The sequence below is a fragment of the Campylobacter concisus genome (genome assembly GCF_050447445.1).
GTDB lineage: Bacteria > Campylobacterota > Campylobacteria > Campylobacterales > Campylobacteraceae > Campylobacter_A > Campylobacter_A concisus_BI.
In genome coordinates this window covers 147,071-170,281 of sequence record NZ_JALMFW010000001.1, presented here as the reverse complement: position 1 = coordinate 170,281, position 23,211 = coordinate 147,071, and the positions used below count along the sequence as shown (strand labels likewise).

27 protein-coding genes are annotated in these 23,211 nt (G+C 36.4%); 7 read left to right on the top strand and 20 right to left on the bottom strand.

All coding sequences use genetic code 11. The features are described from left to right. Nucleotide 1: 1 nt before the first annotated feature. The 9 genes from rimP to MTT30_RS00805 form a co-directional block, all read right to left on the bottom strand. A complete protein-coding gene (gene rimP / locus MTT30_RS00845) occupies nucleotides 2–418 on the bottom strand; it encodes a ribosome maturation factor RimP (RefSeq protein WP_429800663.1) in 417 nt (138 codons plus the stop codon). Then, nucleotides 411–776, bottom strand: coding sequence for a 30S ribosome-binding factor RbfA (gene rbfA / locus MTT30_RS00840; RefSeq protein ID WP_021090755.1), 366 nt, complete (start codon nucleotides 774–776; stop codon nucleotides 411–413). Before rbfA ends, rimP begins: the two co-directional genes overlap by 8 nt. After that, entirely contained in the window at nucleotides 773–3,421 is a 2,649-nt protein-coding gene (gene infB / locus MTT30_RS00835; RefSeq protein WP_429800662.1) for a translation initiation factor IF-2, read from the bottom strand. The genes rbfA and infB overlap by 4 nt, the downstream gene beginning before the upstream one ends. Further along, nucleotides 3,408–3,662, bottom strand: coding sequence for a hypothetical protein (locus MTT30_RS00830; RefSeq protein ID WP_429800661.1), 255 nt, complete (start codon nucleotides 3,660–3,662; stop codon nucleotides 3,408–3,410). Before MTT30_RS00830 ends, infB begins: the two co-directional genes overlap by 14 nt. 21 nt (nucleotides 3,663–3,683) lie before the next feature. After that, nucleotides 3,684–4,568, bottom strand: coding sequence for a homoserine kinase (gene thrB / locus MTT30_RS00825; RefSeq protein WP_429800660.1), 885 nt, complete (start codon nucleotides 4,566–4,568; stop codon nucleotides 3,684–3,686). A gap of 8 nt (nucleotides 4,569–4,576) precedes the next feature. Then, nucleotides 4,577–4,939, bottom strand: coding sequence for a glycoprotease (locus MTT30_RS00820; protein ID WP_429801794.1), 363 nt, complete (start codon nucleotides 4,937–4,939; stop codon nucleotides 4,577–4,579). 80 nt (nucleotides 4,940–5,019) lie between these two features. After that, nucleotides 5,020–5,904 carry a UDP-3-O-acyl-N-acetylglucosamine deacetylase gene (gene lpxC / locus MTT30_RS00815; protein WP_429800659.1) on the bottom strand — a complete coding sequence of 295 codons (885 nt, stop codon included), beginning with the start codon at nucleotides 5,902–5,904 and terminating at the stop codon, nucleotides 5,020–5,022. Nucleotides 5,905–5,965: 61 nt separating this feature from the next. After that, nucleotides 5,966–7,336, bottom strand: a complete 1,371-nt coding sequence (locus MTT30_RS00810; protein WP_429800658.1) for a M23 family metallopeptidase — start codon at nucleotides 7,334–7,336, stop codon at nucleotides 5,966–5,968. Nucleotides 7,337–7,398: 62 nt separating this feature from the next. Next, entirely contained in the window at nucleotides 7,399–8,229 is an 831-nt protein-coding gene (locus MTT30_RS00805; protein ID WP_084108777.1) for a prephenate dehydrogenase, read from the bottom strand. An 89-nt stretch (nucleotides 8,230–8,318) separates the two neighbouring features. Between MTT30_RS00805 and bamA the strand changes: the two genes are divergently transcribed. The 7 genes from bamA to recO all read left to right on the top strand — a co-directional run bounded on the left by bamA (nucleotide 8,319) and on the right by recO (nucleotide 14,986). Further along, on the top strand, nucleotides 8,319–10,574 hold the full coding sequence (bamA, locus tag MTT30_RS00800; RefSeq protein WP_429800657.1) for an outer membrane protein assembly factor BamA: 2,256 nt from the start codon (nucleotides 8,319–8,321) through the stop codon (nucleotides 10,572–10,574). Between the two features lie 129 nt (nucleotides 10,575–10,703). Then, nucleotides 10,704–11,618 (top strand): acetyl-CoA carboxylase, carboxyltransferase subunit beta, encoded by a 915-nt coding sequence (accD, locus tag MTT30_RS00795; protein ID WP_429800656.1) that lies wholly within the window; start codon nucleotides 10,704–10,706, stop codon nucleotides 11,616–11,618. A gap of 2 nt (nucleotides 11,619–11,620) precedes the next feature. Further along, a complete protein-coding gene (locus tag MTT30_RS00790; protein ID WP_103604259.1) occupies nucleotides 11,621–12,076 on the top strand; it encodes a 23S rRNA (pseudouridine(1915)-N(3))-methyltransferase RlmH in 456 nt (151 codons plus the stop codon). Nucleotides 12,077–12,086: 10 nt separating this feature from the next. After that, nucleotides 12,087–12,443: an RNA polymerase-binding protein DksA gene (gene dksA, locus MTT30_RS00785; protein WP_035167251.1), complete on the top strand. Its 357-nt coding sequence runs from the start codon at nucleotides 12,087–12,089 to the stop codon at nucleotides 12,441–12,443. Nucleotides 12,444–12,452: 9 nt separating this feature from the next. Then, nucleotides 12,453–13,451 (top strand): uroporphyrinogen III synthase HEM4, encoded by a 999-nt coding sequence (locus MTT30_RS00780; protein ID WP_107775896.1) that lies wholly within the window; start codon nucleotides 12,453–12,455, stop codon nucleotides 13,449–13,451. After that, on the top strand, nucleotides 13,448–14,371 hold the full coding sequence (locus MTT30_RS00775) for a tRNA dihydrouridine synthase (protein ID WP_429800655.1): 924 nt from the start codon (nucleotides 13,448–13,450) through the stop codon (nucleotides 14,369–14,371). Before MTT30_RS00780 ends, MTT30_RS00775 begins: the two co-directional genes overlap by 4 nt. After that, on the top strand, nucleotides 14,372–14,986 hold the full coding sequence (recO, locus tag MTT30_RS00770; protein ID WP_429800654.1) for a recombination protein RecO: 615 nt from the start codon (nucleotides 14,372–14,374) through the stop codon (nucleotides 14,984–14,986). Nucleotides 14,987–15,141: 155 nt separating this feature from the next. Here recO and MTT30_RS00765 read toward each other — a convergent pair whose 3' ends face one another. The 11 genes from MTT30_RS00765 to atpC all read right to left on the bottom strand — a co-directional run bounded on the left by MTT30_RS00765 (nucleotide 15,142) and on the right by atpC (nucleotide 23,209). After that, nucleotides 15,142–15,900: a tRNA 2-thiocytidine biosynthesis TtcA family protein gene (locus tag MTT30_RS00765; protein ID WP_429800653.1), complete on the bottom strand. Its 759-nt coding sequence runs from the start codon at nucleotides 15,898–15,900 to the stop codon at nucleotides 15,142–15,144. Then, the gene (locus MTT30_RS00760; protein ID WP_429800652.1) at nucleotides 15,897–16,580 is read right to left on the bottom strand and encodes a 5'-methylthioadenosine/adenosylhomocysteine nucleosidase; all 684 of its coding nucleotides are present in this window, start codon (nucleotides 16,578–16,580) and stop codon (nucleotides 15,897–15,899) included. The genes MTT30_RS00765 and MTT30_RS00760 overlap by 4 nt, the downstream gene beginning before the upstream one ends. Continuing rightward, on the bottom strand, nucleotides 16,577–17,506 hold the full coding sequence (fabD, locus tag MTT30_RS00755; RefSeq protein ID WP_429800651.1) for an ACP S-malonyltransferase: 930 nt from the start codon (nucleotides 17,504–17,506) through the stop codon (nucleotides 16,577–16,579). The genes MTT30_RS00760 and fabD overlap by 4 nt, the downstream gene beginning before the upstream one ends. Before the next feature lie 9 nt (nucleotides 17,507–17,515). Further along, on the bottom strand, nucleotides 17,516–18,118 hold the full coding sequence (locus tag MTT30_RS00750) for an FKBP-type peptidyl-prolyl cis-trans isomerase (protein ID WP_429801793.1): 603 nt from the start codon (nucleotides 18,116–18,118) through the stop codon (nucleotides 17,516–17,518). Between the two features lie 56 nt (nucleotides 18,119–18,174). Beyond that, nucleotides 18,175–19,017 (bottom strand): tetratricopeptide repeat protein, encoded by an 843-nt coding sequence (locus tag MTT30_RS00745; protein WP_429800650.1) that lies wholly within the window; start codon nucleotides 19,015–19,017, stop codon nucleotides 18,175–18,177. Between the two features lie 17 nt (nucleotides 19,018–19,034). After that, a complete protein-coding gene (locus MTT30_RS00740) occupies nucleotides 19,035–19,541 on the bottom strand; it encodes an OmpA family protein (RefSeq protein ID WP_021090913.1) in 507 nt (168 codons plus the stop codon). Between the two features lie 64 nt (nucleotides 19,542–19,605). Continuing rightward, a complete protein-coding gene (gene tolB, locus MTT30_RS00735; protein WP_054196223.1) occupies nucleotides 19,606–20,862 on the bottom strand; it encodes a Tol-Pal system protein TolB in 1,257 nt (418 codons plus the stop codon). 15 nt (nucleotides 20,863–20,877) lie between these two features. Continuing rightward, complete coding sequence (locus tag MTT30_RS00730; RefSeq protein WP_429800649.1) at nucleotides 20,878–21,834, bottom strand: TonB C-terminal domain-containing protein; 957 nt, start codon at nucleotides 21,832–21,834, stop codon at nucleotides 20,878–20,880. 1 nt (nucleotide 21,835) lies between these two features. Further along, nucleotides 21,836–22,234 carry a biopolymer transporter ExbD gene (locus MTT30_RS00725; protein ID WP_021090535.1) on the bottom strand — a complete coding sequence of 133 codons (399 nt, stop codon included), beginning with the start codon at nucleotides 22,232–22,234 and terminating at the stop codon, nucleotides 21,836–21,838. Next, nucleotides 22,235–22,819, bottom strand: coding sequence for a MotA/TolQ/ExbB proton channel family protein (locus MTT30_RS00720; protein WP_429800648.1), 585 nt, complete (start codon nucleotides 22,817–22,819; stop codon nucleotides 22,235–22,237). Further along, nucleotides 22,820–23,209 (bottom strand): ATP synthase F1 subunit epsilon, encoded by a 390-nt coding sequence (gene atpC, locus MTT30_RS00715; protein WP_429800647.1) that lies wholly within the window; start codon nucleotides 23,207–23,209, stop codon nucleotides 22,820–22,822. Nucleotides 23,210–23,211 lie beyond the last annotated feature (2 nt).

Below are 23,211 nucleotides of genomic sequence, written 5' to 3'. Positions count from 1 at the left end.
TTTACCACTCCAAATATGTTTTTGCTTTTTTTATCTCACTAATGTTGATCTCAAAAATTCCCTCTTCGTTTTCTACTGCGATGCTCTCTTCGTCAGCTTTTACAAGCCTTCCTGCAAATTTCTCACTCTCGGTTTGAACTTTAACTAGCTCACCAACGCTCGCTTTAAAATGCGAAGACTTACTAAGCTTTCTCTCAAGGCCAGGCGAGCTAACCTCGAGGTTGTAGTCTCCACTAACTGGCGGTGTCACGTCAAAGATAGGCGAGAGCAGACGGCTCACTTTTTCGCAATCATCAAGGCTCACTCCGCCATTTTTTGTGATGTAAACTCTAAAAATAGCCCTACCATTTTCATTTGTGATCTCACTGTCATAAAGCTCTACGCCGCACTCGCGTACTAGTTTGTCTAAATTATCCATTTTTGTTTAAATCCTTTGAAATTTTATCAAACAACTTATCCATATGGTTTTGATACTCTAATCTATCGTCAAATTTAAAGTGAAAATTTGGACATCTATACCAGCCCTCAGCAGCCATGCAGTGGTTTTGCAAGTGCCTGCAAACTCGCTTTAAATGCCCCAAAATATACTCTTGTTCACGCTCATCAAATGCCATTTTGTCAAGATAAACAAAGGCATCGTATCTGCCCTTTTTACATTCGACATCAGTGACACAAAGCCCCTTTAAAATGCTATCTTCAAGAGTAGCTAGAGCCTCTGGGATGAGCTCTTTTAGCACACTCTCTGTTCTCATACGCTTTATTTCGTTAGCGTTCATAGAGTAGCTTTCTCCTTGACTTCTTTGAAGCTTTCGATATAGTCGTTTTCTCTGATGTCGTTGAAATTTTCGATACCAACGCCACATTCATAACCTTTAGCAACCTCTTTGACGTCATCCTTGAAGCGTTTGAGCGAACTTACCGAGCCCTCATAAACAACCACACCTTCTCTAATAAGGCGAATTTTTGCGCCTCTATTTATAGTGCCCTCAGTGACGATACATCCAGCAATAGCACCAACTTTTGGCACATGGATCACTTGGCGAACCTGAGCTTGGCCAAGCTGCTCTTCTCTGATAATCGGTGACATTAATCCACCTAAAATCGCTTTCACGTCGTCGATTAGATTATAAATAACGTTGTAAGTTTTAATCTCAACGCCGCTCTCTTTTGCCTTTTCTTTTATCTCGCCAGTTGGTCTTATGTTAAAACCAAGGATTATACAGTCTTCGCTCGCACTAGCAAGTGCTACATCGCTTTGCGTGATGCCGCCAACACCTGAGTGGATGACATTTACCCTGATCTCATCATTTGCTAGTTTTTCTAGGCTTGCTTTTAGTGCCTCAAGTGAGCCACCAACGTCAGCCTTGATAATGACTGGAAGCGTCTTTAACTCACCCTCAGCGATCTTAGCACTAAGCTCGTCAATACTAACTTTCGTACTCTTACTAAGCTCTTTTTGGCGGATATATTCAGCCTTTTTCTGCGCGTATTCACGAGCCTCTTTATCTGTTTTTACACCTATTAGCGTCTCGCCAGCCTCTGCTATTTCGCTAAGACCTACTATAACACCACATTCGCCTGGTTTTATATCTTGCAAAGGCTTACCTTGGTCATCAAGCAAGCTTCTTATCTTTCCATATGCGACACCAGCTACGACAGTATCTCCAACATGAAGCGTGCCATTTTCAACGATAATAGTAGCGACTGGACCACGACCTTTTTGAAGTGAGCTCTCGATAACAGTTGCTTTTGCGTTTGCCTTTGGATTTGCTTTTAGCTCTAAAAGATCAGCTTGTAAAAGCACGATCTCTAAAAGATCATCTATACCCATACCTGTTTTTGCAGAGATTGGCACAAATTCATACTTTCCGCCCCACTCTGTTGGCATGATATCAAGCTCGGCAAGACCAGTCTTTACTAGGTCGGGATTTGCTGACTCTTTATCCATTTTGTTTATCGCAATGATTATTGGTACACCAGCAGCTTTTGCGTGGCTGACCGCCTCTTTTGTTTGTGGTTTTACGCCGTCATCTGCTGCAACAACTATAATAACTATATCAGTTACACCAGCACCTCTTGCGCGCATAGCAGTAAATGCTTCGTGACCTGGGGTGTCAATAAATGTGATGTTTTTGCCGTTTTTATTTACCATATAAGCACCAACATGCTGAGTGATACCACCAGCCTCTCCTGCTGCTACACGTGATTTTCTTATGTAATCAAGCAATGAAGTTTTACCATGATCAACGTGACCCATGATGGTTATAACTGGTGCTCTTGGCTGGAGATTTTCATCGTCTTTTATCTCTTCTTCATAGGCTGCTACGTAGTCAAATTCTTTTTGATCGTCGATGATATTAACCTCTACATTAAACTCATCAGCCAAAATTTCTATCGCATCTTCATCCAAAAAGTCATTCTTTGTTGTCATCATACCTAGCATAAAAAGTTTACCAATGATCTCACTTGGCTGTTTGTTTAGCTTTTCAGCAAATTCATAAACACGAATTTCTTTTGGAATACTTATAGATGTCACAGCTTCATTGTTTTGTTTATTTTCAGGCTTTTTGTGTTTTTTTCTAGCTCTTCTTTGAATGCCGCCCTCACCAAAAGAATTTATCGTATTATTGACCGTAGTTCTCATAACATTTGGCTGTTTTGTCTTTTGAGCTGGTGCTGGTGCTGGGGTTTTAAAACTAAAATCAGGAAGAACAACTACATCTTCATCTTCTAGCACTATGTCACCAAAGTCACTTCCGCCAAGCAGATCCATCTTCTGGGTGTTGTCCTTTTTACTTGCAACAACTACTTTTTTATCTTTTTTCTTTTTCTTAGCTAAATTTTCATCATTTGCTGAAAACATACTTTTAAAATCGCTTATATTAGCTATGCTTGGTTCAGGCTTTTTCTCTTCTTTTGTAGCAATCGGCGCTTCATAGTCTTTTTTCTTTTTTACTATCACAAGGCCACGTCTTTTTTGAGTCACATCAGCCAAGCTCTCTTTTGGTCTTGGAGCTTCGACTTGTTTTTGCTCTACTTTGATTTCTTCTTTTTTAGGCTCAATTTTTTGTTTTTCTTCCAAAATTTGTGCCTCTTTCTTAGGCTCAGTTTTTACCGACTTTGACTCAGTTTTAGTAGTAGCTTTTTTAGATTCACTTTTTTGTTTTTCTTCTTTTTTTACTGGCTCTTTTTCTACTTCTTTTTTAGGCTCTTTTTTTGGTTTAGGTTCACTCTTTTTCTTTTTAAATTTATCTGGTATCACGCCAGTTTGAACATATTCATATATAGCTTCGGCCTCTTCAAGGCTAACTGCATTTGAGTGAGTTTTGACTTTTAATCCTAGCTCTTGAGCTTTTTCTACTATCTCTTTACTTGGATAGCCAAGCTCGTTTGCGATCTCTGAAATCCTAACATTGCTCATTTAAGAGTATCTCCTTTAACTTCGGTGCATCACAAATAAAAACACCTTTAGTTTGTTTATCAATTATTTTTTTTAAAATTTTTATATCTTTTTGTATACATTTGTCGCACAGATAAAAGCTACGACCATTTCCTTTGCCATGCTCTAAATTTTTACCTACCAAGCGGTATCTTTTTAGCAAGCTCTGAGAAATTTTAATTTTACAAGCGACACATGTCCTTACAGGATTATTTTTGTTCATTATATCTTTTTAAACTTGTTTTTAGCTTTGCGTAATTTCGTATCCATCGTTATCAAATGAAAAAACCTCAACCCTAAAATCACTAAATTTACTCTTTAAAATATCTCGTAAATTTTTAGCATCATCTTTGTAAGCGATATTTAAAAAGCTTGAACCTGAGCCTGAAAGCGTGCTCATTAAAGCACCATTTTCATAAGCTACTTTTCTAACTTCAAAAAGTTCTTCTAAAGCGTGCATTCTACGCTCTTCATGCATCAAATCTTTGCTTGCTATTTTTAAGAGATCATACTTTTTTTCATAAAAACAAGACGTTAAAAAAGCGGCATGAGATAAGTTATTTACGCATTCTTTCATCGTATAGTTCTTTGGTAAAATTTGTCTTGACGAGGATGTGCTCATCGGTTTATTTGGGATGACAACTACTGCTTTTATCTCATCGCTTAAACTTATTTTATTTGCGTAAACATTACCATTTTTTACGATCGCGCTGATAAATCCACCATGAACTGCTGGCGAGATATTATCAGGATGGGTTTCATAGATGATAGCTTTATTTAAAACTGTCTCTTTGCTTGCCTTAAAGCCAGCCATTTCGTACGCTGAAGCAATGGCCCCAACGATAACAGCAGAGCTACTGCCAAGCCCCCTTGAAAATGGGATATTATTTTCAAAAACGACTCTAAAATTTTCATTTTTACCAGTTAGCTCAAAAAAAATTTCATTAAAAATACTTAAGAATATATTGTTTCTCTTTAAATTTACACTTCCACTGCCTTCGCCGTTTATCGACACTGAGCTAAATTTTGCTGGCTCGATTTTCACACTATTAAAAAGCTTCAAACTAAGCCCCAAAGCATCAAAACCAGGACCCAAATTTGCACTTGTTGCAGGCACTAAGATGTTCAAAATTTCTCCTAAACTGCTTGGATGATATAATCTGGAAGTGTATCTGAATTTAGTTTTAATTCATCTAAATTTAAAGGCAACCTAAATCCTACTGGCTCCACTTTTTCAAGTAAAATTTTGCCATCTTTTAAAACAAAACTTAAATTTTTATTTGCTCTTATAGCTTGGTGACCATTTAAACTAAAGCCACTAACGGCGTAAAATTTGCAGCCTTTAGCCAAAGAAAATGTTTTTAATATTACATAGGCCACCTTTAGCCCCATAAAACTGCCTGGCGTATTTGCATAGATAATTTTTGTGATATTAAATTTAGAGGATAAATTTTCTAAGATTTTTATCAAAGCTTCACTGACATGTTCATCAGTCGTAATTTCATCAAATTTTACGCCGTCTTTATATACTCCAACTAAAAGCGGAGTAGATAAAGAGACAACTAAAATTTCAATATTTTCTATGCAAATACCTTTTGATACTCTTTTAGAAGTTCACCATTTAGAGTTGCGATCTCGTAGTTTTTCTCATCAGCCATCAAAGCAAGAGTTAATTTGTGATTTAGATCGTGGCTTCCAGCAAATGCTGTATAATCACCCAATAAAGGTGCTCCAAGCAAGCTTAAATCACCAATCGCATCTAAAATTTTATGCCTTACAAACTCATTTTCAAATCTCAAACCTTCTGGATTTAGGATATGCGTATCATCGATTGCCACGACATTATCAAGCGATGCACCAAGGGCTAAATTTTGAGCCTGCAAACGTTGTAAATCTTTCAAAAAGCCAAAAGTCCTAGCACGAGCTATATTTTTTATAAAAGAGCTTTTACTAAAATCAAAAACATATCTTTGTTCACCAATAACTGGATGATCAAATTTTATTGTATAGTCAAATTTTGGACTTCTTGAAGGTGAAGTTCGTACAAATTTAGAACCCTCAACGACTTCAACTTCACGTCTAACAAGAATTACTTTTTTACCGGCATCAAGATATCTTATGCCAGCCTCATCAAGTAGCATGCAAAAGCTTATCGCACTGCCATCCATGACTGGAATTTCATTTGCATCAACAGAGATTCTAATATTATCAATGCCATAACCATTTATGGCTGACATTAGATGCTCAATCGTACTAATAAAGCCCTTTTCATTGCCAACAACGGTTGCCATCTGCGTATTTATCACATTTTTAGGTTCGGCTTTAAAACTAATACCAAGATCTTCGCGGTGCAAAATAATACCAGAATTTGCATCAAGAGGTTCTAGTATAAGTCTTATCGGCTCACCTTTATGAAGCCCTATACCAACGGTCTCAACGCGTCTTGCGATAGTAGTTTGTTTCAAGAATTTTCCTTATATTTTAATTCACTTATGATAGCACTAAAAAATCAATTTTGCAAATTTTTTAGTTCTTGTCTATCATTGCTTTTGCAGCATCTAAAACACTTGTGATATTGTCTTTTATCCACTTTTTATCCATCCATTGTTGAGGTCTTACCTCTTCGCCTTGGACCAAAATTCCAAAGTGAAGGTGATCGCCAAGCGCAAGACCACTAGTTCCAGTAGTACCTATCTGATCGCCAGCAGCGACCATATCGCCCTCTTTTACTCTAGTGCTTGAGCAGTGTCCATAAAGCGAATAAAGCCCAAATCCATGATCGATCACAATATTTAATCCATAAATTCCATTTTCGGATGCAAGTACGACACGACCAGCATTACTAGCTATTATAGGAGCCGCTGCCACACTTGCAAAGTCTATTCCCATATGCCAAGATTCGCTTACTTGCTCGTTATTATATGTATAGTATCGGTGATCGGCGAAGTCAGCCACTTTTTTACCATTTCTTAGTGGATAAAATGGTGTCACACTAAAGTCAGTTAACATCTCATCGCCAGGATTTGTAGTAAGTGCTGTTATTTTTTCTTCGTTTGAATTTCTAAGCGTTTCATTGACAAATCTCATTTTCTCAAGCCTTGAAAGCGCACTTGGATCTTTTGCATATTGATCCGTTAAATCAACTATCTTACCATCTAAAAATCTATCATTTAATGCAATAGTTGAAGTTTTATACTTTACATTTTCGTAAAAATATCTGATATGTGACTTGCTTTCGTTGCCTGCAAAGTCTCTTGCAATGACCTCAGCACTAAAATTTTCAACCTGAACTGGCCAAGCAACAAGTGCTGCATAAAAGCCCTCTTTATAAAACGGCACTGCCTTAAATTTTTTACCAAAATTTGTCTGGACATAGACCTCTTTTAGTTGGTTGTCAGTCGCTCTAAATACAACAACCGCACTACCACCTTTCGAGATAGAATAAGACTGCGAAAGCACGTAAAGATCAGGCTTTGAAGTATCAAGCACTACTTCGACTTTTTTACTAGCTTTATTGCCAGTAAAAAAGCTCCATTTGCTAGTATCTACAGCTTCGATATTCATCTCATAGGTATCTTTTTGAGCAAAAAAGCCAGTCTTTGGAAAGGTTAAATTTACATCAAGCTCAGTACTTGGCTTTTGTATGATTTGATTTAATAAATTTAGATCATTTTTCCCATCATTCATACTAATTCGTACAAATTTTATACCGCTATCATCTTTAAATTTGATATTCATTGGGGTTCTAAGATTCCAATAAACCTTATCAGCAACACCAATTATCGGCTCATTTCGCTCAAAATCTTTTGACATCAAAGCATAGCCAAAACCACCGGCTAAAATTAAAATTAGCAAAAGCACAACAATACCAAAACCACCAATTCCACGTCTATACATATATTTTTACCTTAAATTCAATTTGCAAAATTTTACACGTAAATCAATAAATTTTTAGTTAATTACAAAATTTCTCTTACAGCCCTAGCGTCGCTCATCCAAGCAAAAAGTTCGTCCCAGCGTTCATCTTTGATGAGATCTTTACACAAATTTAGCTCTTTTTCAAACATATTTATAGCTTCAACAACATTATTTTTATTTTGCTTAAAGATATCGCTCCACATAAAAGGCGAACTCTTTGCGACACGTATCATACCCTTAAATGTAGGTCCACCAAGTGCTACGATGTGCCTTTTATCCTCTTCTTTTAAAATTCCACTCGCTAGAGAAAATGCAATCGCATGAGGCAAATGCGAAATAAGACCCACATGATGATCATGCTCTTTCGCACTCATAAAAATGATCTTCATACCAAGGCAAGAAAATAGCTCAACGCTTCTTTTTACATGTTTTTCTGCGCTTTCTGCAAAGTCGCAAACGATAACAGTTGCTCCTGTGTAAAGTGATTTAAAAGCAGCCTCTGGACCAGAATACTCGGTACCTGCCATCGGGTGAGCTGGGATGAAATTTTTACGAATTTTTTCTGGCACGGCTTCTATTATCTTTTGTTTGGTCGAGCCAAAGTCGATGATAGTTGTATCTTCGCTAATGTCGGTTAAATTTTGCACGATGCTCACAATGGCTTCGACTGGCACAGCTAAAAAGATGATGTCACACTTCTTTTTCATCTCATCTATGCTTAAAATTTCATGCACCAAGCCAAGTTCTAAGGCCTTTTTGCTATGATTTTCGTCTTTGTCGTATCCGCTAACACAAGAAATTAATTTTTCATCTTTTAATGCTAGCCCAAGCGAGCCACCCATAAGACCAAGTCCGATGATACCTATTTTCATAAAAAACCTTCAAAATTATAAAATTTAAATTTATTAAAAATAAAATATGATATTATACGCACTTATACTAAAACTCTAGGTTAAATTTAATGAGAAAGAAATTATTTTTATTAGCATTAGCTTTTAGCGGCCTAAGCGCACAAACAATCCAGTCAATAAATTTTAAAGGCCTAATTCACCTTTCGCCTGAAGTAGCAAGCCAAATAATGGGCTTAAAAGTCGGTCAGGATCTGACTCCAAAGCTTAGCGATAAGGCGATCACAAATTTATACAAACAAAACTATTTCGACGATATCTACATAGAAGATACAGGCAATGGCAATCTTTTGGTGGTTGTAAAAGAGAAACCAAGTGTTGCTAGAGTCGATCTAAAAGGTGTTGTAACAAATGACAAAACTGCGATCGAGTCGCTAATCAACATCAAACCAGGCAATATGTATGATGAGCTTACAATAGAAAAAACTAAAGAGAGAATTCGTCAGTATTATGAGTCAAAGGGCTATTTCGATACCGTTGTAGACGTAGAAAAACAACCAGTTGCAGATAACGACAGCTCACTTTTTATAACACTCAACATAAACCGCGGCGAAAATATGATAATCAAAAATGTAAATTTAGTCGGCGCAAAAGAGTTTGATTATGACGACATTGAGCCAGTAGTTGCAAATAAAAGTAGAGAATTTATGGGCTGGCTTTGGGGTAGAAATGACGGTAAAGTTAAACTTTTTGAGCTTGAAAATGATCCAGCAAGAATACAAGACAAATATTTCCAAAAAGGCTATTTAGACGCGACTATTTCGTCACCTTATTTAAATTCATCGTTTGATAATTACACAGCTGATCTTACTTATTATGTTCATGAAGGTGAGCCTTATAAGGTTTCAAATATAAGTATTACAGCACCTGAAGAGCTAGAGCTTGACACTAAAAAGATCATAGATGACTTTAGGCTTGAGGCTGGTGATACGATGAACTCAGCAAGACTTCGCCAAGATATGAAAAAGCTCGATGATATGGTTGCTGACAAAGGTTATGCGTTTGTAAAAGTCTATCCAAAGACTGATAAATTTGATGAAAATAAAACTGTCGATATTGATTATGAAGTCGATCCTGGCGAGAAAGTATATATAAGGAATGTTCAAATTTCAGGAAACGATAGGACCGTTGACCGCGTTGTAAGACGTGAACTTTATCTAACTGAAGGAAATTTATATAGTAGAACCGACCTTCAAGACTCAAAAGATGCGCTAAAAAGAACAAGCTACTTTGATGACGTTGAGATAGAAGAAGATCCGGTTGATAAAAATACAGTTGATCTAAAAGTAAAAGTAAAAGAGGCTTCAACTGGCTCGATAAGCGGTGGTATCGGATACGGTAGTAGTGACGGACTACTACTAAACGCGGCACTTTCTGACACAAATATCTTTGGCTCTGGTCTTCAAGGACAAGTAAGCGTAGATAAGAGCGACAGAGAGCTTTCAGGCCAGATAAGTCTTACAAACCCGAGAATTTTCGACTCAGAGTATAGCCTTGGCGGAACACTTTATGCAAATGACTATGACTGGAGAACATACAAAGAGAGAAGCTATGGCTTTAGCACAACACTAGGCAGAAAACTAACTAGAAATTTAAGCGCATCACTTACTTACAACATTGAGCAAAGCAAAATTACTTTAAAAGATGATGAACTAAGAGATATCAACACAAAAACCAAAAAAGAAATTTATAGAGAAGGTAAAGCTATAAAAAGCGCTATAACTCCGGCTTTAACATATAATAGTACTGATGATTATTACTTACCAAGACGTGGCATCATAGCTAGCACATCATTTGAGATAGCTGGGCTTGGTGGCGATATAGACTTTATCAAAAATCGCACAAATTTTAACTACTATCTAGGTCTTAGAGAGTACATCGACTACGATCTTATCTTAAGATATAAAGCAAGCTTTGGTAAAATTTGGGAAAGAGGTTATACTCCGATCAACGAAAGACTTTACCTTGGTGGCATAAGAAGCTTACGTGGTTACGAGAGCAGAACCGTATCTCCAAAGGTAAAATATAATGGCGACTACTACGAATACGGTGGCGAAACTTCATTTAATAATTCAGCTGAAATAAGCTTCCCTATAATAGATCGTGTCAAAATGCGTGGTGTTGTATTTTATGACTACGGTATGATCGGCGAAAATAGCCTAAATGAGATAAAAAGATCATCAGTCGGTACTGGCATTGAGTGGATAACTCCTATTGGACCACTTCAACTAATCTTTGCAAAAGCTCTTAAACCTAAAGAGGGCGATGATACAAATACATTTGAATTTACTATCGGAAGACGCTTCTAACAAGATACTTTAAAGGGGCTAACTTGCCCCTTAAAACCTCTACAAATAAACAAACTTTAAGTCATATAAGAAAAAGCAAGGCAAACATTAGATATAATCCCACAATTTTTAATATAAGTGGGTAAAAATATGAATTTCTCAGATATTTTTTCAAAGATAAGAAAAGCTCAACCTCGTCCAGAAGAAGCGCCTACACACTGGGTAAAATGCGATAATTGTCACTCACTGATGTACTACAAAGAAGTTGAAGCTTGTTTTAACGTATGCCCAAAATGCGGCTATCATATGAGACTAAAAGCTACTGATCGTATAAATTTGATCTGTGATGAAGATAGCTTTGTAGAATTTGACGCAAATTTAAAACCGGTAGATCCATTAAATTTTGTTGATAAAAAATCATACAAAAAAAGAATCACAGAGAATAAAGAAAAAACAGGACGCACAAGCTCAGTGATATGCGGCGAAGGCAAATGCGACGGACAAGAGATACAGCTAGTTGTTTTTGACTTTGGTTTCATGGGTGGTTCGCTAGCTTCAGTTGAGGGTGAAAAGATCGTAAGAGCGATAAAACGAGCAATAAAAAAACGCCAAGCTTTAGTCATAGTGAGTGCTTCAGGTGGAGCTAGAATGCAAGAGAGTACATTCTCTTTGATGCAGATGTCAAAGACTTCAGCTGCCTTAAAACTACTTGATGAAGCGAAACTACCTTACATCTCAATACTTACTGATCCGACAATGGGTGGCGTTAGTGCCTCTTTTGCTTGGCTTGGAGATCTAATAATCGCCGAACCTGGCGCATTGATAGGCTTTGCTGGTCAAAGAGTTATCAAACAAACCATTGGTGCTGACCTTCCAGAGGGATTTCAAAGAGCTGAGTTTTTGTTAGAGCATGGCCTAATCGATGCTATTGTGCCAAGAAGCGAACATAAAAAATATATAAGCGATATGGTTAAATTTCTCACAAACAATAAGACAATACATCAAAAAGATAAACAAGATGAGAGTGGAAACAACTTTGAACTAAAGCTAAAAACCAAAGGCTAAATTTGGAAATTTCAGTTTTTAGCATTCAAAAATCATCACGTGATAACTTTGAAAACGAGATACAAGAATATATAAAAATGAGTGCAAAATTTGCTAAGATAAACGATAAAGTCTTTTTCAATGAAAAAATAGCAAAAGCTCAAAGTGCCGGAAAAAGCGAAGCATTAAGAGCCTATGATGAAATTTATGAGCCAAATTTAAAAGGCTTTTGCGTAATGCTTGATGAAAATGGCTTGCAACTTGATAGCCAAGAATTTGCACAAATTTTAAACTCAAATTCACAAATTAACTTTTTCATAGGTGGAGCTTATGGCCTTAGCCAAAATTTAAAGAATAAAGCACAAAAAATCGTAAGTTTGAGCAAGATGACGATGGCACATAAGATTGCCAAGCTTGTACTTTTTGAGCAAATTTTTAGAGCACTTTGCATAAATGCAAACCACCCATATCACAAATAAAGGAATATAAATGACACAAACTGAGCTAAATTTTTTTAAAAAATTACTTGAAGAAAGAAAATTACAGATCAAAAAAAATATCTATGATTCATCTGTTGAAGTAAATGGCTTAAGAGATAGTGGTGTAAGCGATGAGTTTGATATAGCCTCAGTAAATACAGACCAGCTAATAGAGCATTCCATCTCGACGCAACAAAGAGCGGAGCTATCAGAGATAGATGAAGCACTAGAGAAGATAGCAAATAAAACTTATGGAATTTGTGATATGTGTGAAGAGGAGATCAGCATACCGCGACTAAAAGTAAAACCACATGCAAAATACTGCATAACTTGCCGTGAAATAATCGAAAAAACAGCAAAAAACTAAGGAGAAAACATGAAAACTAGAAAATTTCTCGTCTACTGCATAATCTACATAGTAGTTGTTGCAGGGCTTACTTATTCTCTTAATAGTTCTGATTACACATTTGAGCTTTTAGGCCAAACTATAACTCTGCCAATTGCTATTTGGGTCGCTCTTCCAGTAGCTGTTTTAGCACTTCTTGCCCTACTTCATATTGCCTATCATGGATATGCTTTTTATAGATATAAAAAATGGATCAAAAAAGATAGCCAGCTTTATAAAGATTTAGCTAAAGAGACGCTTCTTGGCTTTGAGAGCAATAAAGACTTCAAAACCGACACTTACAAGATCGCCTCGCAGCTCACTCGCTCTATCTCACCAGTAGGCGAGCTTAAAGATGTCGGTGTAGATGATGCTGAGATAAACAATATCTTACAAACTATAAAAAGTATAAAAAATAAAGAGATTGTCGATCTAAAGAAATTTAGACTAGCAAAAGATAGCAAGTTGAATATCCTAAATGAGCTAAATAAGATCGAGCAACTACCTACTTACTATCTTGACATACTTAAAAATCAAGATCAAAATGAGAGCCTTAAAAAAGCTGCATTTGATAAACTTATAAAAGTAGCTTCTTTTAGCGAGATCAAAAGATTAAATTTTGAGCTAGCAAGTGAAGATATAATGCTTATTATTACTCGCTTTGTAAATGACGAGATCGATCTAAGCAGTGATGAAATTTTTGATCTTTTAAACAACGCAAAAGTGACAAAAGCACAATACGACAAAGCAGCCATAATGCTTAAAAATAAGCTAAAACCAGATGCATTTATCGGAATCTTTGAAAAACTAAAAAGCATCCATGCTGACGCTGATGAGGCTTACGTATATGCGCTATTTGAGCTTCAGATGCTTGATAAAGTAAGAGAGGCTATCGAAGGTAGCGACCCAGATGAGTTTAAAGAGATAAAGGTTTTACTATTTTTACGAGATAACGGCAAAATAGTGCCTAGCTCGCTATTTTTTAAATGATAGACTTTAGTAAAAAGCCACTTTTCTTAGCGCCACTTGCTGGCTTTTCTGACCTGCCATTACGAAGTGTCGTCAAGAAATTTGGCTGTGACGTCACTGTTAGCGAGATGATCAGCGCAAATGCTCTAGTATATGAGAGTAGTGACAAAACGCTTGAAATGATTAAAAAATCCCCAAACGAAGAGCCTTATGTAGTTCAAATAGCTGGCAATGACATAGAAAATATAAAAAAAGCTGTGCAAATCATTAATAAATTTGATGGGATTTATGGGCTCGATCTAAACTGCGGCTGCCCCGTACCAAAGGTTGTTAGACAAGGAGCGGGTTCTGCTTTACTAAATAATCTTGACAAACTTCAAAGCATAATCTCAGCTATAAAAAGCGTCTCAAACAAAGAGAGCCTAAGCGTTAAATTTAGACTTGGTTTTAACGACAAAAATGAAGAAAAAATAGCAAAAGCATGCGAAGAAGCCGGCGCAAACTACATCGCAGTGCATGGTCGCACAAGAGCTGGCGGGTACAGCGCAAAGGTTGACTACGAAGCGATCGCTAAAGTAAAGGCTAGTGTAAAAATTCCAGTCGTCGCAAATGGCGATATAAATGCGCAAAATGCAGATGAAATTTTAAACCTTACAAAGTGTGACGCCCTAATGATCGGTAGAGCAAGCATCGGTAACCCTTGGATATTTCACGAGATAAAGACTAAAACTAGCGTGGATAAGGCGCTAAAACAAAAGATCATCCTAGCTCACTTTGATGCGATGATCGAGCATTACGGTGAGCACGGACTTTGCATATTTAGAAAACATTTGCACCAGTACAGCAAGGGTATCGACGGTGCAACAACCTTTAGAAACGATGTAAATTTCATCATAGACGCGACAGCGATGAGAGAGCGCATAAGGGAGTTTTTTGCCTAGATGCAAGGCTACATCCTGCGCGTGCAAAAGGTCAGAGACGAGGACCTTTTAGTCTTTGTGCTAACTCCAAATTTACTCGTTAAATCATATAGATTTTTTGGAGCTAGACACTCAAACATCATGACAGGCTACAAGATCGACTTTGAGCTTGAGCAAGAGGCAAAATTTCTACCAAAGCTTAGAAATATACTTCATCTGGGATTTAAGTGGCTACTTGAGCGTGACAAGCTTATCATCTGGCAGCAGTTTATGCGTCTAGTTTATGACCATCTTAAAGAGGTTGAGCAGCTTGATGAAATTTACTTTAATGAGCTTGATCGCTGCGCCAGACAAATGCAACTGCAAAATCCCAAACGCCTTATAATAGAAAGCTATGTTAAAATTTTAGAATTTGAGGGTAGGCTTCATAGCGAACTTGAATGCTTTATCTGTGACGAAGAGATAGAGAGTGAGCTTTGCCTAACTAGAGGCTTTTTACCATCGCATAAACACTGCCTTGACAGAAGTGAGTTTAATACCAGCAAAATTAAAAATTTATTTGATACAAAAAGTACAATCGAACTAAATGACGATGAAATCAACCGTCTTTATAAAATTTTACTTGATGGGCTTTAAGCTAAATCAAATTTGCTAGAAATTTGGAAAAAGTAGTATATGAAGGTATAAACTTTAGATGATACATAAAAAGAATAAAAATTTATATGCGAGTTATAGATTTTAAATTTCGTTGCTTACCCCAAAAAGGAGCAAGCAAATTTATGAGAGATGATTTACTCTTCACTACCTTCATTAAGGCCAAAAAATGTATCACTGTGGATATTTTCAAAAGCTGCTTTGAGTGAGACAAAAAGCTTTAGATTTTCTTTTTCCAAATTTGCTAGAAGCTGTTTTGTTTCATATCTAGCATGTGGCATCTTTACATCAAACCTCATCGCTGGACACGCCTCATCGCCAACAACCCTAAGCTCATTTTTGATCGCATTTTCACGAAGTTGTCTTTCTCTAACAAATATAAATGGCCTAATCACAACGATACCATTTTTTGCAGTGTATTTCGGGGCAAGCGTTCTTAGAGCACCATTGTAAGTAAAATTCATAAAAAAGCTCTCTGCAGCATCATCTAAATGATGAGCAATCGCGAGTTTATTAAAGCCGTGTTTTAGTGCATAAGTATAAAGATAACCTCTTCTCATGCGTGAAAAGAAGCTACAGAAGCTAGAATTTTTACGGATCTTTTCTTTTGAAATTTCAAATATCGAGCTATCTATCACTTCATGCTCTATACCATGTTCATTGCAGTGTTTGGTAAGATATGCGTAGTCTTCGCCCATACCATAGCTTAGCGTTACTGCTTTAAACTCAAATTTCTCAGGAGTGACATTTTGAATATGCTTTAGAGTATGAGCAAGAGCCAGACTGTCTTTGCCGCCACTAAGGCCAAGCAATATCTTATCTCCGCCCTCTATCATCTTATATCTAGCATTTGTCTGACCAACTTGTCTTAGAAGTCTCTTGCTAAGATCTATCATAGATTCTCTACCATTTCAAGTATAAATTTTGCGCTCACATTTGCCGAGTCTTGCAAGAATGTATCAAAGTCAAACTCTGCCGCATCACCAGCTCCATCGCTGATAGCTCTTAGTATAAAAAATGGCACACCAAGTGTTTCGCAAACTAGTGCAACGCTAGCACCTTCCATCTCGGTAGCACTCGCATTAAATATCTTTTTAATCCAAGCTTTCTTTTCATTATCGCAGATAAACTGATCTCCGGTCGCAATAATACCAGCACTTAAGCTCATATCTTTTTTATCAGCTATCTTTTTTGCCAGTTCGTTTAGTCCTTCATCGCTTTTGACAAATATACTTGTGCCTGGTACATAGCCATAAGGATGGCCAAAAGCCGTGATATCAAGATCATGTTGCACCAAGCTAGTAGCATAAAGCATATCGCCTATTTTTAAACTCTCATCAAGCGAGCCAGCTACGCCAGTAAAGAGCAACTTTGAGGCCTTAAATTTTTCTACCATTAAAGTTGCCGTTATGGCTGCATTTACTTTGCCTATCTTTGAATAGGCAATGACTAGCTCTTTTCCTTTATAGTTTGCTAAGTAAAATTTATTATTTGCATATTGAACAGTTTTATATTCACCAACCATTTCAAGGATCGGTGTTATCTCTTCTTGCATAGCTCCAAGTATCGCTATCATCTCTCCTCCAAAATTTTCACAACTTCTTCAAGACTTGCCATATCAGTGACGCTATAAGTTGGCTTATCGGTAATTTTTTTATTTATACCTTTTAGTGTTGCAGCACCAAGTTCGATAAAACAATCAACATCATTTTCATAGTTTTTAATGCTTTGTTTATAGCAAACTGGTTTTATTAGCTGCTCTTTTAGTAGGACTAGTGCTTCGCTTTTATCAGTATAAATTTTAGCATTTACATTTGAGACAACTGGAGAAAATTTAGTAGCCAAAGTACTCTCAAGCTCGCTTGCCAGCCTAACACTAGCTGGTTCAAGTATCGGACAATGGCTTGCCACCGACATATTTAAAAGCATTGCTCTTTTTGCGCCAGCTTCTTTAAATTTTGCTTCATAGCTAGCAAGATCAGCTCTTATACCAGCGACAACGATTTGTCCATCGCAGTTGTAGTTTGCAGCATAAATTTGTAAACCTTCTTCTCTTGCTTTTTTACAAATTTCTTCAACTACTTCGTCACTAAGTCCAAGAACCACCATCATGCCGGCATCTTTGCCAACGCAGGCTTCTTGCATAAATTTACCACGTAAATTTACAAGCCTAATCGCATCAATAAAATTAAATGCTCCACTAACTGCAAGAGCGGTAAATTCTCCAAGTGAGTGCCCGAGACTAAATTCTGGTTTTTCTTTAATAAAATTTGAAAAAGCCAAATAAGTCATTAGCGAGTTTAAGACGATAGCTGGCTGAGTAAATTCTGTTTTATCTAACTTATCGTTTTGTGTAAATAAAAGCTCTTTGTAATCAATGCCAGTGTCATTACAAGCATCATTTAAAAGTAACTTAGCAGTAGAAAAATTTTCGTAAAAGTCTTTTCCCATACCAATACTTTGCGAGCCTTGGCCCGCAAAAACAAAAGCAAATTTTTTCATTTTAGCTTCTTAGTGATGGTGATGTCCATGTCCACCGCAACCGCAACCACCATCCTCGTGTCCGTGTCCATGCCCGTGTCCATGACCCCCGCAGCACTCATGCTCATGCTCATGATCGTGACCACCACAACCGCAAGTATGAGCCCCAGCCACCATGCCTGTTGCTTTTTCATCTTCTGTCGCATCTCTAACTTCTAAAACTTCAACATTAAATAGTAAATCTTTACCAGCATATGGGTGATTAAAATCAACTGTCACTTCATCATCTTTAATCTCTTTAACAATAACACGAACGCTTGAGCCATCCTCATTTTGACCAAAAAGTTCCATTCCTTCATGCAAATCTATACCAGCAAATTGCTCTTTTGGTAACGACTGAATGGCTTCATTATTATATTCACCACAACCCTCTGCTGTCTTTACGCTTATAGTTGCTCTTTCGCCTGATTTTAATTTGCTTACTTCTTCTTCAAGCTTTTCTATAATATGGCCATGCCCTGTTATAAATGAAATTTGGCCACCTTCTTGCATGTTTGACTCTAAAATTTCACCAGTGTTAGCATCTTTTAGTTCGTAAAACATAGTTATAACTTGATCTTTACTCACAATAATCTCCTTAGATTTGGTTTTTTGATTAATGTGGGATTATATCTAAAAAAGATTAAAATTTAGTTTCTATTGGGAGAGGCTTTGGCTTCTTTGCTATCTGGATAACCGACTTTTAAAGCCTTATAAAATCTATTTGCACTTTGCGTATCACCTATCTTATCAAAGCTTATAGCTGTGTGATATAGAAGTTTTGGTGTATAGTCAGCCTTATCTTCGTCCTGTATGCTTTTTTTGTAGTATTGTATAGCTGTGCTGTATGATTTTTGACTGTAAGCAACTTCACCTAAATAATAATTTGTTGCACCAGTTTTATAGCCTTTTTTATTTAAATATTCAAAATATCCAGCTGCTTCTGTGCTATTGCCAGAATTTAGAAGTTTAATGCCATCAGCCAAAATATCTTTATCACTTTTTCCACTAAAATTTGAAGTTGGCTTACTTTGTTGTTTTGGATTTGCATTTTGCTTTGGTTGAGCAGCATTTTTATCCATTATTGCACCTAATTTATTTAAGGCAGCAGTAATATTCTTGTAGTTTTTGTCTTGTATATCTCTAGTTTCATCAACATAAGCCTTCAGTGATGTCAAACTTACACCAGAATCACTTATGCCACCATTTACCTTCGTCTCTATATCATTTATTCTTTGCTCAAGCTTATTCATTCTAGCACTCATGCTCTCAATCAAGCTTTGCAAACCTTGAAGTTGTTCTAAAACACTATTTATATTCTCTTCAATGTTTTGAACACTTCGCTTATTGTTCAGGGTAATTTTTTCATTATCAGTTAGACCGTATGGATTAGCACTATCCATATTGCCTGCATCAAAAGCTGAAATCTCTTGGCCGGAGGTAATAGATATAGTGGCTCCTATCAGAGCCACTATAATTATTTTTTTACTCATTATTATTTAATTATAAATTATGGAAGTACTTTAAAATCTGCACGTCTATTTTGAGCATCGCAAGCTTTTGTTTTGTCTGTACAAACTGGATTGCTTTCTCCAAAGCTAACTACAGCGATTCTATCAGCACTAACGCCATTTCTTACAAGAGCATCTTTAGCACTTTTAGCACGTTTTAAACCAAGAGCATAGTTATACTCATCTGTACCCCACTCATCGCAGTTACCTTCTACTTTTATAGAAAGAGCTTGGGCATCAGCTTGGTTGAATACTGATGCATTTGAGCTAACAACGCCTTGTTGATCAGCTTTGATATTAAATTTATCAAAGTCAAAGTATACACTTTTAACTTGACTCTCGATATTAGCAATAAGAGCTGCTAATCTATCAGCATCACTCATGCTACCTGAATTGTCTGCAGATTGATTTGAATTTGAATTCATATCAACTTCAGGGTTTTTTGAGCTACAACCGCTCAACAATAAAGTTGCAACTGCAACACTTGCTAGAACTACTTTTTTCATTCCTTATCCTTTTTTAGAAATTTGGTCGAATTATATCACAAAAATTTTAAATTTTATCAGAATCTTACCAATCTATAGACTGAATTTTTCCTACTTTTAGAGGAAACTGAAAACTTCTGTTTTCATTTAATCTAACAACCCCTAGTGAACTTTGACCACCAAGCTCTTTTATAAAGACGACACTTTGCCCGTCGCTTGAGAATCTTGGATAGTTATTTTTGCCATTTGCTGTAAGCTGGCGTATAAAATCCGTTTGAGTTGAAATTAGATATATATTAAAACTACCGCTTGCTTCCCTGCTTGAATAAACAACATAATTTTCAAATGTGCTCACAGAGTTGTTATTTTTGCCATGAAATACCATTTGTTCAACACTTCCACCAGAAATCGCAGGAGTTGCAAAAACATTTGGATAACCAAGCCTATCTGATACAAAAACTATCTTGCTATCATTATCTACAAAATTTCCATTTACATCTATACCTGGATAATTAGTAATCTGCGTCAAATTTTTACTATTTGTATTATAGATAAAGATATCTGGTTGATCTTTTGGTGCCATAGTTAATAAAATTTTACTTCCATCTTTACTAACATCTGAGGCTATAAGCATGCCAATACTATCAATTATCTTTGTTTTTGTACCAGAATTTAGATCATACCTAAATAAAGTTGGTTTATTATTTACATAAGATGTATAGTAAAATTTGCTTTGATCGGCCCCAGCCCATTTAGGAAAAATATTTAGTCCGCCACTTACTATGGTCTTTTGATATGTAAGTGTATAATCAGCAACTATGATAGAGCTTTGGCGAGCTGAAGTATATTTTGAAAGAATAATAAATTTTTCCATCCAGCCAACTGGTGGTAAATTTAGCTCATTAGTAAGCTCAACTATACTTTTATGTGCCAGAAACGGATACTTTGCGCCGTCTGGCATAGTGTAAACCTTCTCATATCTTGTAGTTGCTGTCTTAGCGTTTATCAGTTTTACTCTTAAAGTAAGAGGTGAGCCCATAGAGCCTTCAAGAGCATATCTAAAGATAAGCTCGACGCCTTTATCACTCATTGTATTAGTAGTTGCATCCCCTTCATAGGTAGAAGGCACATGATCTTCGATTACTTCAAAATCGGAACTAACCTTTAGATCTCCTAGCATGATTTTAAAGAATTTATCTTTAAACCCCGCATCGCTAACAGCAGTTGTTGCATCTTGCAAAGCTATCTTTGGCAAGGCAATACCTTGATTTACAACAGATATGGTTGCATCAGCAGCATAAAGCCCTAGAGCAACACATAAAAAAAGAAAAATTTTCTTCATCTCTACTCCATAATTTTATAAATTTTGATCTATTTTATCTTCTAAATTTAAATTAAAAGTAGTGCTTTTGTCTGGATTAAATGGAAATTTCTCCGTTGTAAGTTTTTCTAAGCACTCTCTTACTTTTGCGTTAAATTCTTCATTATATGATAGCTCTAAAATTTCATAGCTAAAATTTCCGCTCTGATCTATCATAACTTTAACTTTAGCCAAATTTGCAGAGTCGGCCTTATAGCTTTGCCATCTTCTTTGAATTTGTTTTGTTATCGCACCCATTAGTGGATCGTAAGTACCAGTAGATTGTGATTTTGGAGCAGTTGGATTTTGATCTATCTTTAAACTCTTTATTATATCACTAGCTTCTTTTGCAGCCTTTGAGCTAGAAGCCTCGCTTTTTTTACGACTTTGTACTTTATTTTCGGTCTTTTTTATACCATCATCTTTTTTGAGTTTTGTAGGGTCTATGTCACTAAAGAGATCTTTTATATTTGGCTCTTTTGGTTTTGGCTTTTCAACTGGCTTTGGTGTAGGCTTAGGCTCAGGTTTTGGTTCTGGCTTAACATCTTCTTTAGGCTCTTCACTTGGTTTTAAAATTTCTGGTTTTGGTTCTGGTTTTTTAGGCTCAGGTTTTGGTTCCTCTTTTGGAGGAGTTGGTAAGCTTGGGGTAGGTAATGGTTCATCTGGTACAACAGGCTTATTTGTAGTCTCTTGCTTATCTTCTTCAGATTCCTTTTTAGGTTCAGGCTTTGCCTCTTTAACTACTTCATCTGCTTGTTTTGGAGCTTTAATGGTTTGATCAACTTCTCTATCAACCATAACCACATCCATAATAGCATCTTTATCATCGGTATATTTTTTAGGAGATTCTGCAAAAAAAGTAAGCTTTATAAACAAAACAAGTATAATAATAACGTAAATACAAGATGCTACAAGAAACGAACTAAGCGTTGGAAATTTAACTTTATTTGACATTTTAACCGTTTGTCTCTAAAGCTACTTTATTAAAACCAGCACCTTTCAAAGTCTTTAATACAAACATAACATCATCGTATTTTAAATTTTTGTCAGCTTTTATATAGATAGGCGAGGTTTTATCGTATTTTGTACTCATTAATGCGATATTATCAGGAAACTCAGCAAGGCTCATAGTACTCTGATCAACTCTAACTTGTCCTTGCGAATTTATAGATACTATAAGGTCTTTTTGCTTAGATGTTGAAGTTTTTGCCTTTGAACCATCCGGAAGAGTAATATCCTCTTGATATGTTATAGTTGGCATAGTAACCATTAAAATGGCTAGTAAAACAAGCATAATATCAACAAGAGGAGTTATATTTAGCTCTGGTGTCTCATCGGTAAATTTAACGGCCATTTATAGTATCTCATCATCTTTTTTAAGTGCTATCATAACATCAGCCTGACGCTCAATAACACTCATTAATTCATAAGCTTTTCTTTTTATGAGTAAATTAAATGTATATGCTGGGATGGCAACAAAAATTCCGCAACCAGTTGCAACAAGTGCCTCTGAAATAGCTGGAGCGATAATACCAAGTGATGAACCTCCACCATTTCCAAGCTGTGAAAATGTCTCTAAAATAGAAACAACGGTTCCAAAAAGACCGATAAAAGGCGAAGTAGATGCTATTACACTTAGCCACGTTAGCCCACTTGTAGCATTTTTCTCGGCTATACTTATACATACGTTTAGTTTTTCTCTTGAGATCCTTCCATTTGCACATTTTCTCAAAGACGAATCATTTGGGATATTTTTAGCACCCATGAGAAGTGCTTCAAGAGCACTTTGCTCACGCTTTTGCCAAGCACCGATGCCAGCCATCCTTGAAAACAAAATCGTAAAACTAATTATAAAGTATATTGATAGCCACGTCAAAACAATGATTGTAATAAAACTACTTCTTTGAACATAATTTAAAAATAGATCTATACCACCCACTTATCTTGCTCTCACTACATTTTCCATTTTTGATATAGTCGCCGCAAAAGCATTTGTATCACTACTCATGCTCTCTATCAATTTTCTAGCGGCTTCCAATGAATTTGCAAGCTCGCTTTCACTATCACCAGAGACATAGACCGCACCGTCAGCCAGTATAACTACTTTGCCTTCATCGATCTTTGCGTAGCCCCAGTTGATAGCAACTACATCGTGCTTTTTATGCTTATCTTCTATATCTATAATACCTGCTTTTAAAAGAGATATTAATGAGGCGTGGTTTGGCAAAACACCAAACTCACCCTCGCTACCTGGAAGCACTACACTACTCACGTCATCATTAAATATCTGACCTTGAGGAGTTACGATCTCTAAATGTAATTTATCCATTA

Coding starts and splice junctions, on each gene's coding strand:
- rimP (WP_429800663.1), bottom strand. CDS start 418: ATGGATAATTTAGACAAACTAGTACGCGAGTGCGGCGTAGAGCTTTAT.
- rbfA (WP_021090755.1), bottom strand. CDS start 776: ATGAACGCTAACGAAATAAAGCGTATGAGAACAGAGAGTGTGCTAAAA.
- infB (WP_429800662.1), bottom strand. CDS start 3,421: ATGAGCAATGTTAGGATTTCAGAGATCGCAAACGAGCTTGGCTATCCA.
- MTT30_RS00830 (WP_429800661.1), bottom strand. CDS start 3,662: ATGAACAAAAATAATCCTGTAAGGACATGTGTCGCTTGTAAAATTAAA.
- MTT30_RS00810 (WP_429800658.1), bottom strand. CDS start 7,336: ATGTATAGACGTGGAATTGGTGGTTTTGGTATTGTTGTGCTTTTGCTA.
- MTT30_RS00805 (WP_084108777.1), bottom strand. CDS start 8,229: ATGAAAATAGGTATCATCGGACTTGGTCTTATGGGTGGCTCGCTTGGG.
- bamA (WP_429800657.1), top strand. CDS start 8,319: ATGAGAAAGAAATTATTTTTATTAGCATTAGCTTTTAGCGGCCTAAGC.
- accD (WP_429800656.1), top strand. CDS start 10,704: ATGAATTTCTCAGATATTTTTTCAAAGATAAGAAAAGCTCAACCTCGT.
- dksA (WP_035167251.1), top strand. CDS start 12,087: ATGACACAAACTGAGCTAAATTTTTTTAAAAAATTACTTGAAGAAAGA.
- MTT30_RS00780 (WP_107775896.1), top strand. CDS start 12,453: ATGAAAACTAGAAAATTTCTCGTCTACTGCATAATCTACATAGTAGTT.
- MTT30_RS00775 (WP_429800655.1), top strand. CDS start 13,448: ATGATAGACTTTAGTAAAAAGCCACTTTTCTTAGCGCCACTTGCTGGC.
- recO (WP_429800654.1), top strand. CDS start 14,372: ATGCAAGGCTACATCCTGCGCGTGCAAAAGGTCAGAGACGAGGACCTT.
- MTT30_RS00765 (WP_429800653.1), bottom strand. CDS start 15,900: ATGATAGATCTTAGCAAGAGACTTCTAAGACAAGTTGGTCAGACAAAT.
- MTT30_RS00760 (WP_429800652.1), bottom strand. CDS start 16,580: ATGATAGCGATACTTGGAGCTATGCAAGAAGAGATAACACCGATCCTT.
- fabD (WP_429800651.1), bottom strand. CDS start 17,506: ATGAAAAAATTTGCTTTTGTTTTTGCGGGCCAAGGCTCGCAAAGTATT.
- MTT30_RS00745 (WP_429800650.1), bottom strand. CDS start 19,017: ATGAGTAAAAAAATAATTATAGTGGCTCTGATAGGAGCCACTATATCT.
- MTT30_RS00740 (WP_021090913.1), bottom strand. CDS start 19,541: ATGAAAAAAGTAGTTCTAGCAAGTGTTGCAGTTGCAACTTTATTGTTG.
- tolB (WP_054196223.1), bottom strand. CDS start 20,862: ATGAAGAAAATTTTTCTTTTTTTATGTGTTGCTCTAGGGCTTTATGCT.
- MTT30_RS00730 (WP_429800649.1), bottom strand. CDS start 21,834: ATGTCAAATAAAGTTAAATTTCCAACGCTTAGTTCGTTTCTTGTAGCA.
- MTT30_RS00725 (WP_021090535.1), bottom strand. CDS start 22,234: ATGGCCGTTAAATTTACCGATGAGACACCAGAGCTAAATATAACTCCT.
- atpC (WP_429800647.1), bottom strand. CDS start 23,209: ATGGATAAATTACATTTAGAGATCGTAACTCCTCAAGGTCAGATATTT.